Here is a 16,984-nt window from a genome sequence, read left to right on the forward strand (position 1 = left end):
GCGGTTATTGTTGCGCTTCAAGTTCGCCGATCTTTACTTTCCAGATCGCAGGCCCTTGTTTATGCACGTTATTCCCCTGACTGTCAACGGCGACCGTCACCGGCATGTCGACCACATCAAATTCGTAAATCGCTTCCATCCCCAAATCGGCGAAAGCCACCACGCGCGCTTGCTTAATCGCTTTGGATACCAGATAAGCGGCGCCACCAACGGCCATCAGATATACAGCTTTATGCTGGCGAATACTTTCGACCGTCGCGTCACCGCGCTCAGATTTACCAATCATGCCGAGCAAACCAGTCTGGCCCAGCATCATTTCAGTGAACTTGTCCATCCGGGTTGCTGTTGTAGGACCAGCAGGCCCCACCACTTCGTCACCGATCGCATCAACCGGACCAACGTAATAGATAAATTTATTTTTAAAATCAACGCCTTCAGGTAAACCTTGACCAGCAGCCAGCATGTCGGCAATGCGCTTATGCGCGGCATCACGGCCGGTCAGCATCTTGCCGGACAACAACACTGTTTCACCGGCTTGCCAGTCCAGCACGTCGGCTGGCGTGACGGTGTTTAAGTTCACCCGGCGCACATTGGCACCCAGCTCCCAGGTCACTTCCGGCCAGTCTTCCAGTTTAGGCACCGGTAAATGCGCCGGACCTGAACCATCTAAATGAAAATGCACATGGCGGGTGGCGGCGCAGTTGGGGATCATCACCACAGGTTTAGAAGCGGCATGCGTTGGTGCCGATTTGATTTTTACATCCACCACTGTGGTTAATCCGCCTAAGCCTTGCGCACCAATACCCAGTTTGTTGACTTTTTCATACAGCTCTAACCGCAGTTTCTCTTCGCCAGTCTCGGCACCTTTATCAATCAGATCCTGAATATCAACCGGTTCCATCAAGGCTTCTTTGGCCAATACCGCGGCTTTTTCAGCCGTACCGCCGATACCAATGCCGAGCATACCCGGTGGACACCAGCCAGCACCCATTTTTGGTAAGGTTTCCAGTACCCACTCCACCACAGAATCTGAGGGGTTTAACATCACCATTTTGGTTTTGTTTTCGCTACCGCCGCCTTTAGCGGCAATCGCCACTTCAACATGATGACCGGCGACTAAATTAATGTGCACCACCGCTGGGGTGTTGTCTTTGGTGTTTTTACGAGAACCGGCCGGATCAGCAACTATCGACGCACGCAGCGGGTTGATTGGGTTCATATATGCACGACGGGTGCCTTCATCAACCATCTGCTGCACTGTCATGTCGGTTTTATCCCACTTGACGTCCATGCCAATATTAACGAAACAAGTGACAATACCGGTGTCCTGGCAGATTGGCCGGTGGCCTTCAGCCGACATGCGTGAGTTAATCAGAATTTGCGCGATAGCGTCTTTGGCGGCCTGGTTTTGCTCTTTGTGATAAGCCTTTTCCAGCGCCTGGATAAAATCCAATGGATGATAAAAAGAGATGTATTGCAGCGCATCTTCGATGCTGTCGATAAAGTCTTGCTGGCGGATCACGGTCATGTTTTGCCCTTATGCGTGCTGTTTGGGGCACATCGCGCCAGGTTCGGGCCACGTGCCACCATTAGTATTTCGGGCACAGGTTTCTTGCCAAACCAGTGCCACGCTGTTCTTTTTAAGCAGGGCTGGTATCATAACCCGCATCAATTCCAGCGGCTAGTCGCCTCCGGCAAGTTTTGTGGCTGGCTGCCCTGTACCCGGGATTTTGTTGTATGTCTTTCGCTTATTTATTACCCGAATCACCTGAAAACCTGCTGGACTATTTCGCGGTGGTGGCTGATTTACCCTACGCCATGTTTCTCGATTCAGCGGCGCCGGATCACGTCAACAGCAGATACGACCTGCTGGTGTGTCAGCCACTGGCCACGCTGGAAGCCTTTGGCCGGCAATGTATCTGGCACATGGATGGCAGCACGCACCAAGCCGAACAAGATCCTTTTTTACAACTAAAAACCTTACAGGCAACGCTGTTACCTGAAGTAGCTGCTGATGCCTGTGCTTTGCCATTTTGTGGCGGCGCGTTGGGGTATATTGGTTATGACGCCGGACGCACCATCGAGCCAATGCCGGATGTAGCCAGCAACGACATTAATTTACCTGATTTGGCATTTGGTATTTATGCCTGGGCTTTAGTGTTGGATAAACATCTTAAGCAGCTTTGGTATGTGGATTGCCGTGGCGATGCCAAAAACAGCTGGCTGGTGCAACAACAATGGTTTTTACAACGCCGTAATTTGAAATTTTCGCTCGCTGATGCTGCTCAAATACAACAAAGCGAACGACTGCCACTGCACTTTGCACTGCGTTCAGAGTGGCAGGCTAATCTCACACAAAACGAATACTTTGCTAGATTCGACCAAATTCAACAGTACCTGCAAAGTGGTGATTGTTATCAAATCAATCTGGCGCAGCGCTTTTCCGCGACGTATCAAGGTGATGAATGGCAGGCCTATCTGGCACTGCGTGAAACTAACGCCGCCCCCTTTTCGGCGTTTTTGCGCTTAAAGCAAGGTGTGGTGTTGTCGATTTCACCTGAGCGCTTTTTAGAACTAAAACAACGGCTAGTCGAAACCAAACCGATTAAAGGCACCAAACCGCGTTTTGCAGATCCGTTGCTTGATCAACAAAGTGCAGAAGCTTTGCGGCTATCGCCAAAAGATCGCGCTGAAAATGTGATGATTGTTGATTTACTGCGTAACGATTTAGGCAAAGTCTGCAAAACCGGCAGTGTCAAAGTGCCGGCACTGTTTAGTATTGAATCCTTTCCGGCAGTCCATCATTTGGTCTCGACCATCGTTGGTGAACTTGCCGACGACTATCAGGCGGCAGATTTATTAAAGGCAGCCTTTCCGGGCGGCTCTATAACCGGTGCGCCCAAAATCCGCGCTATGCAGATAATTGAAGAGTTAGAACCTTGTCGACGTTCGGTGTATTGCGGTGCTATTGGATATATCAGCCAGCATGGCCATATGGACACCAATATCGCCATCCGTACCCTGGTTTGCGCCGACCAACAGATTTATTGCTGGGCCGGTGGAGGAATTGTCGCTGATTCCAATGCCGCCAGTGAGTATCAGGAAACCTTTGATAAAGTCGCCAGGATTTTGCCGGTCTTGGCAAAAATTGGAATATCTGATGACGCTTGAGCAGTGGCTGCCACGATTTTTACTGCAACAGCAACCGAAGGCAGAAATACTGTCACAAGCCAATGCCGCCGTTATGTTATTACTGTGGCCACAGCAACAGCAGTTGCAGTTACTGCTGACCCGGCGTGCTTTGCATTTGCGCCATCATCCCGGGCAAATCAGTTTTCCGGGTGGCCGAATTGAAACAGGTGAATCGGCAGTTGACGCCGCACTGCGGGAGACCGAAGAAGAAGTCGGTATTCCACCGGCCAAGATTAAGGTGTTAGGATCTCTACCGGCCATGTCAACATCCACCGGCTTTGTCGTGTCGCCTTGGCTCGGACTATTAACAGAGCCACCAAAACTTCGGCTACAAACAGCCGAAGTTGCCGCCGCATTTAGCCTGCCGCTTAGTTATGCCCTTAGTAACGAATATCGCAAGCAACGCTGGTTCAGTCAGCCCTATCGCCAGCAGCAACTGCATTTTTTACCGTTTCAGGACCAACTTATTTGGGGCGCCACCGCTGCAATATTACACCAACTGGCAGAGCAAATTCAGGCGCCTTGAGGGTGGTATTCTTCCAGGAGTGCCAACTGCAGCGCATGGCGGACACTTGACGGACAATAATGGATATAGAATCTACACTGACCAGTTACATACTGACTTACAGAACTGAGCCGGTTCCGCTACAATGGGGCCACATTTTTAGCCAAAGTAGTTAAATTCATGATTATCAGCGCATTTGATATGTTTAGCATCGGCATAGGCCCGTCCAGTTCTCACACCGTAGGCCCGATGCGCGCCGCAAAAAAATTCACCGAAAATCTGGCAGAAGTCGGATTGATGTCTCAGGTGCACAGCGTCAAAGTCGAGTTATTTGGCTCTTTAGGCCAAACCGGTGTTGGCCATGGCACCGGCAAAGCAGTTATTTTAGGTCTGGCGGGCAACTTACCCGAGCATTGCGATCCGGATCAAATACCTGGCATTCTTAAACAAGTTGATGAAAGCCAACAAATTAATCTCGATGGCAAACAGCTGGTTAATTTCCCGCGGGAAGGCGCGATTATCTTTCATCGCCGTAAAACGCTCAAAGAGCACAGCAACGGCATGGAGCTGATTGCACTGAACAGCAACAAAGAAATCATCCATAGCGAAATTTATTTCTCGATTGGTGGTGGTTTTATTGTTCGCGCTGAAGATTTTTCGCAGGAAAAAGAGGCGGCTAGTCAATTTGCTGCCAACAATCCACCGCCATATCCATTTGAAAGTGGCGCTGAGCTGTTGGCACTTTGTAAAGAACACGGTCTGTCCATCGCCGGTTTGATGATGGAAAATGAAAAAGTCCTGCGCTCTGAGAGTCAAATTCAAGCAGAACTTGGTGCTATCTGGCAAACCATGTTCGACTGTGTACAACGGGGTATTCGCACCGAAGGTATTTTACCAGGCGGCTTAAAGGTCAAACGCCGTGCGCCAGCCCTGCACCGTCGACTTTGTGCGGAAAAAACTTCAGATCCATTGCAGGCAATGGATTGGGTGAACTTATTTGCCCTTGCGGTGAACGAAGAAAACGCCGCTGGAGGTCGTGTTGTCACAGCACCCACGAACGGTGCCGCCGGCATTATTCCCGCCGTTTTAATGTATTACGATAAATTCGTGCAACCAGTCACGCCAGATATCTACTGCCGTTACCTGTTAACTGCAGCAGCCATTGGTATTTTGTACAAGAAAAATGCCTCAATTTCTGGCGCAGAAGTAGGTTGTCAGGGCGAAGTCGGTGTGGCTTGTTCGATGGCGGCTGGTGCTTTGACTGAAATTATTGGCGGTTCGGTAGAAAACGTTGAAAACGCTGCCGAAATTGGCATGGAACACAACCTTGGCCTGACTTGCGACCCGGTGGGCGGCCTGGTACAGGTACCATGCATCGAGCGCAATGCCATGGGTGCAGTTAAAGCTATCAACGCCTCACGTTTAGCTGTCCGCGGCAGCGGCGAGCATAAAGTGTCGTTGGATAAAGTGATCAAAACCATGTGGGATACCGGTCGCGATATGCAAAGTAAATACAAAGAGACCTCACGCGGCGGCCTTGCCGTGAATATTATTGAGTGTTAAGCCGCTGTTGAATATTGGGGGTCAGTGTCATTTGTAAACTTTGTTAACAAATGACACTGGCCCCCACATTTAACTATCGTTTGCTGGCATTGATCTACTGCTACAGCCCGCCTTGTCTCACATACTGTCGACTTTCATCACTACTTTCAGCATACGATTGCAACCTTTGTGTCGCATAATTGTCTTTTTTTTGAGCGTAGTTTTGTGCTAGCTTGAAAAGGTTCCATCAGCAGGATTGGAACTCAGGGCTATAGAAGTTTCACCAAAAGGAGCAGGAAATGTCGATCAGTAAACAATATCTGAAAACCAAACCAGCATGCAAAGTGACCTTCGTCGTGCCCGCAGAGCAAGCTCAGGCAGCAGGATCCGTTGCAGTACTTGGCGAATTTAACAACTGGGAGGCGGCTGTGATGAAAAAGCAAAAAAATGGCGATTTCAGCACCACCCTCACTTTACCCACCGATCAACAATTTGAGTTCCGTTATTTAATTGATGGTGCACAGTGGCAAAATGATGCAGAGGCCGATGGTTTTGTGCCATCGCCAGTATCTTATGATCAAAACTCAGTCCTGCGTGTCTAACGCAGGACTTTTTTCAGCGGTGTGGTTTATGGCAGTTAGCGGAAACGTTCCAATACTAAACAACCCACCGAATAACCCGCACCAAAAGAACACAACACGGCTTTATCCCCAGTGGTTAAGCCTTGTTTATTCTGGTGGAATGCAATAATAGAACCGGCCGAAGCGGTATTGGCGTAGGTATCAAGAACCAATGGCGCTTCGCCTGCCTCAGGTTCGCGACCAAGAATTTTACGTGCGGCAAACACATTCATATTGATATTGGCCTGATGCAGCCACAAACGTTTTAGATCATCAGGCGCTACATCTAACCGGGCCATCTCAGTCAAAATGACATCGGCGACGATCGGCAATAACTCTTTAAAAACTTTCCGTCCTTGTTGTTTAAAAAACGGCGTCAGCGGGTCAACTTCCGGATGACAATGATCGGTGTAACTGACATCACAGCGGATATTGTTGGAAAATTCAGTTTTTAAACTCATGCCGAGAATTTTCCAGCTATTGTCCGCAGTGCAGGTATCGGTAGCTTCAATAATGGTCGCAGTACACACATCGCCAAAAATAAAATGGCTGTCGCGGCTGGTGTAATTAACTTGTGGTGAGGCAAATTCCGGATTCACCACCAGCACCACTTTCGCCATGCCACCACGAATAGCGTTCACGGCGTTACTGATAGCAAAAGTAGCTGATGAACATGCCACGTTCATATCAAAGGCGTAACCAGACGCACCTAATTGTTGTTGTAATTCGATGGATAATGCTGGATAAGCGCGTTGGATATTGGAGGCGGCACAAATGATTAAATCTATATCCGCTGCGGTTTTGCCCGCTTGCGCCATGGCTTCTTTGGCGGCAACGATGGCCATTTCAACCATTTCCGGAATTTCATCTTCGCCGCGTTTGGCAAATACCGGCTGCATCACGTTTGGATCCAAAATGCCTTCTTTGTACAGTACATGACGCGATTTAATGCCGGAGGCTTTTTCAATAAATTCACAGCTGGAATATTCCATCGCCGCCACTTCGCCATCGGCGATGGCCGCTGCGTTTTCGGCATTAAATAAATCAACATACTGATTATAACTGGCCACCAATTCTTCATTAGTGACAATTGAAGCTGGGGTGAATACCCCGGAGCCACTGATCACAACATCTTTCATAATTACTCCACCGCGCTATCTTCGTCTGGGACACGACTCTTTGACAGGTCGCTTGTTTGGGATGTCGTACCAGTATAACCGAACTGCGGCTCAATGATGCAAAGGCTGTTTTGGTTTATTTAAACGGATCACCACGGTACCTGAGCCTTTATCCTGAATGGCCTGACGGTTTGGATCCCAGAAAATCTGCAAAAAACCAAGCAAACCCGTGGCAAAACCGGCGCCATAACCGCCTTGCCGACTAAAAGCCTGCCACAAATCCAAGGGCATCCCGTCCAGCCGGACGATTTGGATCTGACAGATCTTTTTGCCGATAGTCTGACCGTTAGTCCAGCCAACCAGCGCGGTGAAATAAAACACCGCCCAACCAAAACCAATGCCTAAATCCTGCAATACACCTTTGACCCATTCCATAATACTTTTGGTTTCGGGATCAGGCACATACCAAGCATCGGTCGCCGGTAATTGCTGTTTGACACCGTCGACTGCTGCTACCTGAGCTTCCGACATCGGATAATTTTTTAGCAATTCTTTGAGCATCTGCGCACGGCGCTCTTTTGTGAGTTGACTGTTTTCGAGCAGACCCGACAGTACATCGGTGGCCATTTCTTTACTCATCTCATTTTTTTGCATCATCCGGCGCACTGATTTGAGTTCTTTGGCAACACAACCGTCGTGGCAGCTTTCTTTTGCCAGCGTCACGGCAGCCAAGCCAATTTGCACTGAAGTTTCAACATCCAGCTCTTTGGACTTTGTGGTATTTTCCGGCGCTTCAAACAAGATTTCCGGTGCATATTCGGCAGATCCAACGGCGATAAAACCAGCCAGCAGCAATAACAACACCTGCCCGTACTTTTGCAGTTTCAGCCGCAACCACACCAGATAGACCAACAACGGCAACATTACCAGCAAACTGGCTTTGGCCAACCCCAGCACAATGAAGCCATCAATCGCCATGGCTACCCCCCGGCGCGCCGGACTAGCCAGCGGTACGCCTAATAACTCTGGATCGACATGAAAAGCATAAGGGGTAACAATGGCACGGGTTTCTTTAGCAGTCAGTGCAACGTCGGTATTCACCTGGCCAGGCTCTGGAATGTTGATTGGATGCATGATGTTGGTCCTTGCCGACGGCTCTGAAAACTGCTGCACTTTTCTTAAGTTATCTTACTGACGATTACCATTGGTTGTAAACAGTTCAGTCATGAGATAAACGGCATTTTTTGTTTTATAACCAATTACTTATGTTGCAGTGTTCGAATAGCTTGTGACAGGCCGTCCAGCGACAAATCATACATGCGTTGCTTCATCAACTGCTGGATCAATTCAATCGACTGATAATGCGCCCACCAAGCCACAGGTTGCGGATTTAACCAGACGGCTTTAGCAAAATGCCCGAGGAGTCGTTGTAACCAAACTTCACCGGCCAGCGCATTAAAATGTTCAACACTGCCACCCGGATAGCTGATTTCATATGGCCCCATGGTCGCATCGCCAACAAATATAAGTTTGTAATCAGCGCCATAGGTGTGAATGAGCGTGTCGACTGCGAGCATATCCTGCGGCCGACGTTTGGCGCTTTTCCAGACATGCTCGTAAACGCAATTATGAAAATAGAAAAATTCCAGCTGCTTAAATTCGCCATGGGCGGCACTGAACAACTGTTGTACCTGTTCGACGTGGTCATCCATCGAACCGCCAATATCAAACAACATCAGTACTTTAACTGCATTGTGGCGTTCATTTTGAAACTTTAAATCCAGCCAACCGGCTTGTTTTGAGGTGGCGGCAATGGTACCGGCTAAATCTAGTTCCTGCTGCGCGCCGGTACGGGCGAAACGCCGCAACTGTCGAAGCGCCAGCTTGATACTGCGATTATTCAGTTCAGCTTTACTGTCCAAGTCCTTGAATTGTCGTTGATCCCAGACTTTCACAGCCCGGCGCTGGCCACTGCCCTGTTGGCCGACTCTGATCCCTTCCGGATGAAAACCATAAGCGCCAAAAGGTGAACTGCCGCCGGTGCCAATCCATTTATTGCCACCGGCGTGGCGTTCTTGCTGTTCTTTTAACCGTTGCTTAAAAGCTTCCAGCAATTTTTCTAAGCCGCCGAGGCTTTGCAACGCTGCTTTATCTTCATCGGACAATTGCTTTAATAACCCAGGCAATAGCCATTCTTCCGGAATCGCACTGGCCAAATCAATCGCTGCAACACCGTGAAAATATTCAGCACAGGCACGGTCGAACTTATCGTAATGCACTTCATCTTTCACCAGACAGAGGCGTGCCAGCTGATAAAACTCATCAGCATCTGCAAACACCAACCGCTGTTGCAGTGCTTTGAGTAAATCCAGCCATTCGGTGATGCTGACCGGCACGCCATAACGACGTACCGTCAAGAAAAAATCAATCAACATTGGCTTATCGTCCTGCGCGTTTTGCCATAAACAACAGCTTTTCCACCAAAGCGACATCTTGCTCGTTTTTCAGCAATGCACCGTAAAGCGGCATCAAACCACCTTGTTGCTTACTCTGCGTCAGAGTTTCTGCCGGAATTTGTTCTGCCACCAACAATTTTAGCCAGTCGATTAACTCGGAGGTCGAAGGTTTTTTCTTGAGCTGCGACATCTCGCGTAAGCCAAAAAACAGCTCCAGTGCTTCGCTCAGCAAGTCACGGCGCAGATCCGGCAAATGCACATCAACAATTTGCGCCAAAGCCTCTTTATCCGGAAAGCGGATGTAATGAAAAAAGCAGCGCCGCAAAAAGGCATCAGGTAATTCTTTTTCGTTATTTGAGGTGATGATCACGATCGGCCGTTGTTTTGCGCTGATAGTCTGACCGGTCTCGTAAACATCAAACGCCATTTGATCTAGTTCATGCAGTAAATCATTAGGGAATTCGATATCGGCTTTGTCAATTTCGTCGATCAATAAAATGGGTCTGTTCCCTGCAGTAAAGGCCTGCCACAACTTGCCGGGTTTGATGTAATTGGCAATATCATGCACTTTACTATCACCAAGCTGGCTGTCGCGAAGACGTGACACCGCATCATACTCATACAACCCTTGTTGCGCTTTGGTGGTCGACTTGATGTGCCATTGGATCAAATCACATTGCAGGCTTCTGGCCAGCTGCAGTGCCAGCTGGGTTTTACCGGTGCCAGGTTCGCCTTTAATCAACAGCGGTTTTTCCAGCGCAATTGCTGCATTGACGGCCAGCGCCAGTTCGGCGCTAACAATATATTGCTCATTACTTTGAAAACTCATTGGATATCCTTTTTAAAACCACTTCTTTATAACCAATCATTTAGAAATAAAAGACGGCATAACTTATACCAAAACACTTCTTTAATTTTCAGATACAGCGGTTATGCTGAAGCTACACCTTAATATGCTGGAGCTTAGCATGGCTAAAATTTATGAAGACAACTCATTGTCAATCGGTAACACCCCGCTGGTCAAACTGAAACGCGTCACCACAGGCAACGTTTACGCCAAAATTGAAGCGCGTAACCCGAGTTTTAGTGTGAAATGCCGGTTAGGCGCAGCCTTGATTTGGGATGCCGAGAAAAAAGGTCTGCTTGGTCCTGGTAAAGAATTGATCGAACCTACTTCAGGTAACACTGGTATTGCGCTGGCCTTTGTTGCCGCCAGCCGCGGTTACCCGCTGACTTTAACCATGCCAGCCACCATGAGTCTGGAACGTCGCAAATTACTTAAAGCTCTAGGGGCGAATCTGGTCCTGACCGAAGGCGCCAAAGGCATGAAAGGCGCCATTGAAAAAGCCAAAGAAATTCAGGCTTCAGATCCAGATAAATACCTGTTGTTACAGCAATTTGAAAACCCAGCCAACCCACAAATCCATTTTGATACCACAGGTCCTGAAATCTGGAACGATACTGATGGTAAGGTTGATATTTTCGTGGCAGGTGTAGGTACCGGCGGTACCATTACCGGCGTTAGCCGCTATATCAAACTCGAGAAAAAACATCCTTTGATTAGCGTTGCAGTCGAACCTGCCGATTCACCGGTGATCAGTCAGAAACTGGCAGGCGCTGAATTAAAACCAGGTCCGCATAAAATTCAGGGTATTGGCGCTGGTTTTATTCCGGGCAATCTGGATTTAGAACTGATTGATCGGGTTGAAACCGTCACCAATGATGAAGCGATTGCAATGGCGCATCGCCTGATGAAAGAAGAAGGCATTCTGGGTGGTATTTCATCCGGTGCTGCTGTAGTGGCTGCAGCACGACTGGCGGAATTGCCGGAATTTGCCGGTAAAAATATCGTGGTCATACTGCCTTCTGCAGCTGAGCGGTATTTATCCAGTGCCTTATTTGCCGATGTGTTTACCGAACAGGAACTCACCGCGTAACAATATCTTGGATGGAATCTAAGGCCACTTCGGTGGCCTTTTACTTTACAGATAGCTAAAAAAGCAGCAAACTTCAGCAAAATTCCTGATTGCTCTGAGGCTTTACAATGCGCGCTTTGATCCTTTTTTTTAGTTTATTGCTGCTAAGTGCCTGCGACTCAGCCCCCTCAAGTACCACCGACAGCGCAGAAGTACCGGAACAAATCGCGGTTAAATTCTTTGAAGCTTTGTTGGTGAACAATGATTTAAAAACTGCGCAAAAATACACTGTGCCTACTTTAGGCCGGGTACTACAAAGTTTTACTTCAGCCAAAGCGGCCAGCCGCACTTTGCTGAATATGAAATTTGATGAAGTGACCATTACTATCGAAGACACCAACAAAAGCGTGCGTGAGTTTTATACCGATAAAGCTGATGTGATGCTGATTTTTACCGGCACTTATGACGGTGGAAAAAGAGTGGATATGCGGATGGTGAAGATGGTCGCATTAAAAGGCAAATGGCTGATTTCTGAAATTAAACCCGATCCTTTTGCCCGCGCTGGGGTTTAATTCAACTGCTGATGGTGCACAGCAGTTGATTCACCGGGTTGTAACACTTGCGCCTGTGATTCGCTGCCGAACAGTTAATTTTTGCTACGTTGAAAAAACCGTTGTAAAGCCTGCTGGCAGTCATCAGTTTGCAGCAGATGTTCAAACACTGCCAGTTCCTGATGCAACACTTGTTGTACTAATTGCTGTTGCGGCTGACGTAATAATTTCTTCGACTGCATCACGGCTTCTGACGGCAAAGCAGCCAGCTTTAACGCTTTTTCTGCCGCTAAGGCAAATAACTGGTCGTTGTTGACCACCTGATTCACCAGGCCAAATCGTTCTGCCTCTGCGCTTCCAAAGGCCTCACCCAATAACAGATATTGCGCCGCCTTCTGATAACCCATTAATTTTGGTAATAACAAGCTGGATGCAGCTTCCGGACACAGACCAAGTGCGGTAAACGGCATTTGAAACCGACAATCCGGCGCCGCGTACACCAGATCACAATGCAACAAAGCCGTCGTGCCAATCCCAATTGCCAAACCTGCCACGGCAGCAATCACCGGTTTGGTACACTGACTCAGCTGATGCAAAAACATCACTGTTGGGTGTTCGGCATTCAAAGCACCAGCGGCCACAAAATCGGCTAAATCGTTACCGGCACAAAAACAATCTGGCTGCCCGCGCAGCACAATCACATGGATATTATGATCAGTTTCAGCCTCACGCAGTGCCTGGGTGAGTTGCAAATACATCGCGCTCGACAGCGCATTTTTCTTGTCCGGTCTGGCAAGTGTTAACGTTAACACTTGCGCTTGTTGCTCAATCAGAATGCTCATTGTGATACTTCCTTTCCTACGAATTCGCGATTAAAGCCCAAGTGCCTGACCTTCACGGCGAGGATCGGCGCCTCCCTGCCAGCCAGTGGCCGACTTTTTGATCAGGTGTAATCCACTATTCAGTTCAACCATTTTGGCCTGATATCCTAATTCCTGCATTTTTGGTAATAATGCTTCAAGATCAGTCCCCTGCTCCAGCGCCAAAAAATCGTTGCGGTGGGTCACTTTCGGTAAATCTGCCGCTTGCTGCGGGTCTAGTTGCCAGTCAATCATGGCCACCAGCGCTTGGGCCACGTAGTTAATGATCCGGCTGCCACCTGGCGATCCGGCCAGCATCACCAACTCGCCTTGTTGATTAAACACCATCATCGGCGCCATAGAAGATCGTGGACGTTTGTTCGCTTCGACCCGATTTGCAACTAACAAATTATTTACACTGGCCTCCAGCGAAAAATCCGTCAGTTGATTATTCAGCAAATAACCATTGACCCACAAACCGGATCCAAAAGCATTTTCAATGCTGGTCGTCACACTGACCGCGTTGCCTTTGGCGTCAACAATGGAAAAATGACTGGTGTTTTCAAACTCAACCGCTTGTGAACTACTGAGCGCAGTAGCACCTTCCGGCTCACCTGATAACACATGTTGGGCATCCTGTGCTCCAATAAGCGCGGCACGTTTTCGCAAATAATCACCGGACAGCAATCCTTCTACCGGTACCTTGGTAAAGGCCGGATCTCCGATAAACCGCTCGCGATCAGCAAAGGCCAGCCGGCTGGCCTGCGCAAATAAATGCAACGCTTTTGCCGAATTCACTGGCATTGCAGCAATATCATATTGCTCCAACATCCCAAGAATTTGTAGCACAGCAAGGCTGCCGGAACTTGGTGGTGCCATTCCGCACACATTAAGCTTGCGGTAACTCTGACAAATCGGTGTCCGTTCAATTGACTTGTAGCCGGACAAATCGGCAGCACTCAGGTGGCCCGGATTCACCGCTGCCAGATTCACGGTCGCGATTAAAGCTTTCGCATTGTCACCCAGATAAAATGCCGTGGGTCCCTGGCTGGCGATTTTTTTCAGCAGTGCCGCATAAGCAGGGTTTTTGAGCAGATGACCAGCTGGCAGTGGCTTACCCTTTGGGTAAAAATAATCTTTGGACGCGGCGAAGCGTGATAAACCGCCGTCCTGATACAGGAAAAGCAATTTTGCCAGACGTGGTGAAACGACAAAGCCTTGCTCCGCCGTTTGAATGGCCGGTGCAAACAATTGCGCCCAGGGTAATTTGCCCCAACGCTGATGCGCATCAAAAAGTGCCCGAATGACCCCAGGACTGCCGACTGATTTGCCACCCACATAAGCCGATCTCCAGTCCAGTGTTTTGCCGTCGACTTTAAACCAGTCCGGATGCGCTGCCGCTGGAGCGGTTTCGCGGCCGTCGATGGTCTGCAGTTTTTTCTGCGACTGATCAAAGTGCAGCATAAACAAACCACCACCGATGCCGGAGCTTTGTGGTTCGACTAAACCCAACATTAACTGTACGGCGATGGCAGCATCGGTGGCACTGCCGCCTGCAGCAAGGATTTGTTGTCCGGCCTTCGTTGCCAGTGGATTAGCGCTGACAACCATCGCGCTGGTACTGTCAACCCGGACTTTTTGTGATATTCCGGTCGCGGCTTCCGGATCTGTCGCTTTATTACTGGACGGTGCTGATAAAACTGATGAAGAAAAAACTAAGGCAAAACAACAACTCAGGTTCATCAACGGTACTAAAAACTTCATGGGTGTTCCAATCTTTTCGCAAGAAGGGACAACCATAACTTATCTGTCGCAAACAGATCAATGCCAGCTAAAAATAAGTTAAGATAAGACTGATACAGAAACATTTTTTTGTTATTCCTTTTGCAATCGATTACCGAAAGAGATCCAAATCTTGATGCATGATCGCCTCTCCAAATTACCCGTTGCCGGCTTATCGTTAGCAGTTTTTTTAATTGTCCTGCATCTGTTGCGACAGGAACTAACGCCGTGGCTGGAGTTTGACCGTAGTGCCATATATCAAGGGCAATGGTGGCGGATTGTGACTGGTCATTTTATGCATACCAACACCTGGCACTTAGTGATGAATCTGGGTGGGCTGTTACTCATCATGTTGTTACACGGCATGTATTACCGGCCGTTACAACTGGTGGTAAATTTACTGCTGGGTTGTGTGTTGATTGGGTTAGCTTTGTTGTTCTGGAGCCCACAAATTAGTATCTATGTTGGCTTATCTGGATGGTTACATGCGTTATTGGTCTGTGGTTGTTGTATTGATATTCAGCGCCAATGGAGCAGCGGCTGGTTAATTTTAGCCGCAGTGTTTGGTAAAGTGATTTGGGAACAATGGCAAGGCGCCAGTCAGGATGTGGTGACGTTGATTGATGCTGAAGTGGCTACCGATGCGCATATCTATGGTGCGGTGATTGGTCTGTTGCTGTATGCCACTTCGTTGTTTGTCCGGCGATTTGCCGAAGCTGGTGAACAAGCACCAGCGGGCTAAGCTTTAGCCGTCAATCGCACTGCAAAAACCGCTAAAAAGGAGCTGCAGCGGTAAACTGCAGCAACTTACCGCTCACCGGATGGCAAAACTCAATACTTGCCGCATGCAAACAAAGCCTTGGGCTTTGCGCCTGATTTTTTGCATCACCATATAATGTATCACCAATGATCGGGTGACCCAGACTTAACAGGTGCACCCGCAACTGATGCGAGCGCCCGGTCACCGGGCTTAAGAGCAGGCGGCTGAGATCGTGGCTACTGTCGTAGCTTATCAGCTCATAATGGGTTAACGATGGTTTACCCTGCTGCTGGCAAATTTTATACAGCGGCCGACGCGCTGGATCTGCTGCTATCGGCAAATCAATACTGCCACTGGCGGGGTCAACTTCGCCCTGTACCAACGCCTGGTATTGTTTGTGAACAGTGCGGGCCTGAAATTGTTTGCTGATATTCGATAATGCAGCTTTGGTCAGCGGCAAAATCACCAGCCCTGACGTATCATAGTCAAGCCGGTGCACCACTTGTGCCGTTGGGAATTGTTGTTGCACCCGACTGACCAGACAGTCAAAATTGGCCGGGTGGCGACCTGGTACGGTAAGTAACATCGCTGGTTTATTCACGACCAACAGCTGATCATCCTGATAGATCAGTTGCCAGGGTTCCAAGGTTGGGGTCAGTATTTTTAACGCTTCAATCAAATCAGTCACAAATATCGCCAGTCAGAGAGATGCTGCGGTAGACAGCTGAAGAAAAGCGTATTATGCCAGAGCGCCAGGGCTGCGCCTATCCTCACCTGCTCTTGCCAGGCTTTAACTAGTGAGGCAACTTATAAGCGCCCAACAGGTTTTTCTCAATTCAACACAAGTACTTTATGACCAACGACAATTTTAACTATCAACCCCCAGTCACCAATCTTGAAATTGTTTTTCAGGACAAAGATCTGCTGGTAGTAAACAAACCCAGTGGGCTGCTGACCAATCCGGGCAAAGGTGAACATCTGGCAGATTGTTTGCTGACGCGGGTGCAAGCACAGTTTCCGACGGCATTATTAGTGCACCGACTGGATTTATCGACCTCAGGTTTGGTGGTGTTTGCACTGCGGCGTAAAGCCGAAGCTGCACTAAAACAGCAGTTTGCCGAACGGTTGGTGCATAAAACTTATCTTGCCAGAGTCTGGCGGCAACCGGACCCTGTTGCAGCGGAAATCAATCTACCACTGATTGCAGACTTAACAGCCCCTCCACGCAATAAAGTCTGTTTTGCTCAAGGTAAAGCCGCCCTGACCCGCTATCAATGTTTGACGGATGCTGATGAACATGCGCTGGTGGCGCTGTTCCCAGTGACAGGCCGAGCCCATCAGTTGCGGGTGCATTTACAAAGTATTGGCCATCCGATCCTGGGTGATGCTTTGTATGCGCATAGCGAAGCTCTGGCGGCAGCGCCAAGGTTATTATTGCACGCGATGGTGCTGGAGTTAAATCAGCCTTATTCCGGCGAGCGTTTGCGTTTTGTAGCACCGCCTGAGCCGGGTGCATTTGGCATCACCGCGCAGCTGGCCGCAGCATTGTTGCAACTGCAACAGCCGGTAGAGCCAAACAATACTCAAAAGAAAGGGTAATAAATACTGGTACTTAGCAAAAAAAAATGCCAGTCACTTTCGTCACTGGCATTAGCGTCACTTTAGTTTTTTAACACGACAAC

Annotated in this window: 16 protein-coding genes; 8 read left to right on the forward strand and 8 right to left on the reverse strand. The window is 48.7% G+C overall.

Features of this window, described 5'->3' with window-relative positions; translation table 11 throughout:
- Positions 1 to 4: 4 nt before the first annotated feature.
- Positions 5 to 1,528, reverse strand: a complete 1,524-nt coding sequence (locus tag A5320_RS13670) for a fumarate hydratase (RefSeq protein WP_068065730.1) — start codon at positions 1,526 to 1,528, stop codon at positions 5 to 7.
- Positions 1,529 to 1,737: 209 nt separating this feature from the next.
- Between A5320_RS13670 and pabB the strand changes: the two genes are divergently transcribed.
- From pabB to A5320_RS13690, 4 genes are all read left to right on the forward strand, one after another.
- Positions 1,738 to 3,171 (forward strand): aminodeoxychorismate synthase component I, encoded by a 1,434-nt coding sequence (pabB, locus tag A5320_RS13675; protein WP_068065734.1) that lies wholly within the window; start codon positions 1,738 to 1,740, stop codon positions 3,169 to 3,171.
- Positions 3,161 to 3,718 carry a CoA pyrophosphatase gene (locus A5320_RS13680; RefSeq protein WP_068065737.1) on the forward strand — a complete coding sequence of 186 codons (558 nt, stop codon included), beginning with the start codon at positions 3,161 to 3,163 and terminating at the stop codon, positions 3,716 to 3,718. The genes pabB and A5320_RS13680 overlap by 11 nt, the downstream gene beginning before the upstream one ends.
- 159 nt (positions 3,719 to 3,877) lie before the next feature.
- Positions 3,878 to 5,260 carry an L-serine ammonia-lyase gene (locus A5320_RS13685; RefSeq protein ID WP_082971768.1) on the forward strand — a complete coding sequence of 461 codons (1,383 nt, stop codon included), beginning with the start codon at positions 3,878 to 3,880 and terminating at the stop codon, positions 5,258 to 5,260.
- A 278-nt stretch (positions 5,261 to 5,538) separates the two neighbouring features.
- Positions 5,539 to 5,841: an isoamylase early set domain-containing protein gene (locus tag A5320_RS13690; RefSeq protein WP_068065740.1), complete on the forward strand. Its 303-nt coding sequence runs from the start codon at positions 5,539 to 5,541 to the stop codon at positions 5,839 to 5,841.
- A gap of 35 nt (positions 5,842 to 5,876) precedes the next feature.
- On the opposite strand, the gene A5320_RS13695 is transcribed toward A5320_RS13690, so the two are convergent.
- The 4 genes from A5320_RS13695 to A5320_RS13710 all read right to left on the reverse strand — a co-directional run bounded on the left by A5320_RS13695 (position 5,877) and on the right by A5320_RS13710 (position 10,262).
- Positions 5,877 to 6,998 (reverse strand): beta-ketoacyl-ACP synthase III, encoded by a 1,122-nt coding sequence (locus A5320_RS13695; RefSeq protein ID WP_068065743.1) that lies wholly within the window; start codon positions 6,996 to 6,998, stop codon positions 5,877 to 5,879.
- Positions 6,999 to 7,088: 90 nt separating this feature from the next.
- Positions 7,089 to 8,111 carry an RDD family protein gene (locus A5320_RS13700; RefSeq protein WP_068065748.1) on the reverse strand — a complete coding sequence of 341 codons (1,023 nt, stop codon included), beginning with the start codon at positions 8,109 to 8,111 and terminating at the stop codon, positions 7,089 to 7,091.
- A gap of 125 nt (positions 8,112 to 8,236) precedes the next feature.
- Positions 8,237 to 9,412 carry a vWA domain-containing protein gene (locus tag A5320_RS13705; RefSeq protein WP_068065749.1) on the reverse strand — a complete coding sequence of 392 codons (1,176 nt, stop codon included), beginning with the start codon at positions 9,410 to 9,412 and terminating at the stop codon, positions 8,237 to 8,239.
- 4 nt (positions 9,413 to 9,416) lie between these two features.
- Entirely contained in the window at positions 9,417 to 10,262 is an 846-nt protein-coding gene (locus A5320_RS13710; RefSeq protein WP_068065752.1) for an AAA family ATPase, read from the reverse strand.
- Positions 10,263 to 10,401: 139 nt separating this feature from the next.
- Between A5320_RS13710 and cysK the strand changes: the two genes are divergently transcribed.
- Together cysK and A5320_RS13720 are read left to right on the forward strand one after the other, a co-directional pair.
- Positions 10,402 to 11,370: a cysteine synthase A gene (gene cysK, locus A5320_RS13715; protein WP_068065755.1), complete on the forward strand. Its 969-nt coding sequence runs from the start codon at positions 10,402 to 10,404 to the stop codon at positions 11,368 to 11,370.
- Between the two features lie 107 nt (positions 11,371 to 11,477).
- On the forward strand, positions 11,478 to 11,921 hold the full coding sequence (locus A5320_RS13720) for a hypothetical protein (RefSeq protein WP_068065757.1): 444 nt from the start codon (positions 11,478 to 11,480) through the stop codon (positions 11,919 to 11,921).
- Between the two features lie 74 nt (positions 11,922 to 11,995).
- On the opposite strand, the gene A5320_RS13725 is transcribed toward A5320_RS13720, so the two are convergent.
- Positions 11,996 to 12,742, reverse strand: coding sequence for an enoyl-CoA hydratase-related protein (locus A5320_RS13725; RefSeq protein WP_068065759.1), 747 nt, complete (start codon positions 12,740 to 12,742; stop codon positions 11,996 to 11,998).
- Between the two features lie 30 nt (positions 12,743 to 12,772).
- Positions 12,773 to 14,524, reverse strand: coding sequence for a gamma-glutamyltransferase (ggt, locus tag A5320_RS13730; protein ID WP_082971769.1), 1,752 nt, complete (start codon positions 14,522 to 14,524; stop codon positions 12,773 to 12,775).
- Positions 14,525 to 14,678: 154 nt separating this feature from the next.
- Here ggt and rrtA point away from each other — a divergent pair, with 154 nt between their 5' ends.
- Positions 14,679 to 15,284 (forward strand): rhombosortase, encoded by a 606-nt coding sequence (gene rrtA / locus A5320_RS13735; protein WP_068065764.1) that lies wholly within the window; start codon positions 14,679 to 14,681, stop codon positions 15,282 to 15,284.
- A 31-nt stretch (positions 15,285 to 15,315) separates the two neighbouring features.
- Here rrtA and A5320_RS13740 read toward each other — a convergent pair whose 3' ends face one another.
- Positions 15,316 to 15,990, reverse strand: a complete 675-nt coding sequence (locus tag A5320_RS13740) for an RluA family pseudouridine synthase (RefSeq protein WP_068065765.1) — start codon at positions 15,988 to 15,990, stop codon at positions 15,316 to 15,318.
- Positions 15,991 to 16,154: 164 nt separating this feature from the next.
- On the opposite strand from A5320_RS13740, the gene A5320_RS13745 reads away from it, so the two are divergent.
- Positions 16,155 to 16,901 carry a pseudouridine synthase gene (locus A5320_RS13745; RefSeq protein ID WP_068065766.1) on the forward strand — a complete coding sequence of 249 codons (747 nt, stop codon included), beginning with the start codon at positions 16,155 to 16,157 and terminating at the stop codon, positions 16,899 to 16,901.
- Positions 16,902 to 16,984 lie beyond the last annotated feature (83 nt).

The organism is Rheinheimera sp. SA_1, from assembly GCF_001669775.1.
GTDB lineage: Bacteria > Pseudomonadota > Gammaproteobacteria > Enterobacterales > Alteromonadaceae > Pararheinheimera.

Bases quoted from the DNA above. Each gene is read 5' to 3' on its own strand.
- A5320_RS13670 (WP_068065730.1), bottom strand. From the start codon at position 1,528: ATGACCGTGATCCGCCAGCAAGACTTTATCGACAGCATCGAAGATGCG.
- pabB (WP_068065734.1), top strand. From the start codon at position 1,738: ATGTCTTTCGCTTATTTATTACCCGAATCACCTGAAAACCTGCTGGAC.
- A5320_RS13680 (WP_068065737.1), top strand. From the start codon at position 3,161: ATGACGCTTGAGCAGTGGCTGCCACGATTTTTACTGCAACAGCAACCG.
- A5320_RS13685 (WP_082971768.1), top strand. From the start codon at position 3,878: ATGATTATCAGCGCATTTGATATGTTTAGCATCGGCATAGGCCCGTCC.
- A5320_RS13690 (WP_068065740.1), top strand. From the start codon at position 5,539: ATGTCGATCAGTAAACAATATCTGAAAACCAAACCAGCATGCAAAGTG.
- A5320_RS13695 (WP_068065743.1), bottom strand. From the start codon at position 6,998: ATGAAAGATGTTGTGATCAGTGGCTCCGGGGTATTCACCCCAGCTTCA.
- A5320_RS13700 (WP_068065748.1), bottom strand. From the start codon at position 8,111: ATGCATCCAATCAACATTCCAGAGCCTGGCCAGGTGAATACCGACGTT.
- A5320_RS13705 (WP_068065749.1), bottom strand. From the start codon at position 9,412: ATGTTGATTGATTTTTTCTTGACGGTACGTCGTTATGGCGTGCCGGTC.
- A5320_RS13710 (WP_068065752.1), bottom strand. From the start codon at position 10,262: ATGAGTTTTCAAAGTAATGAGCAATATATTGTTAGCGCCGAACTGGCG.
- cysK (WP_068065755.1), top strand. From the start codon at position 10,402: ATGGCTAAAATTTATGAAGACAACTCATTGTCAATCGGTAACACCCCG.
- A5320_RS13720 (WP_068065757.1), top strand. From the start codon at position 11,478: ATGCGCGCTTTGATCCTTTTTTTTAGTTTATTGCTGCTAAGTGCCTGC.
- A5320_RS13725 (WP_068065759.1), bottom strand. From the start codon at position 12,742: ATGAGCATTCTGATTGAGCAACAAGCGCAAGTGTTAACGTTAACACTT.
- ggt (WP_082971769.1), bottom strand. From the start codon at position 14,524: ATGAAGTTTTTAGTACCGTTGATGAACCTGAGTTGTTGTTTTGCCTTA.
- rrtA (WP_068065764.1), top strand. From the start codon at position 14,679: ATGCATGATCGCCTCTCCAAATTACCCGTTGCCGGCTTATCGTTAGCA.
- A5320_RS13745 (WP_068065766.1), top strand. From the start codon at position 16,155: ATGACCAACGACAATTTTAACTATCAACCCCCAGTCACCAATCTTGAA.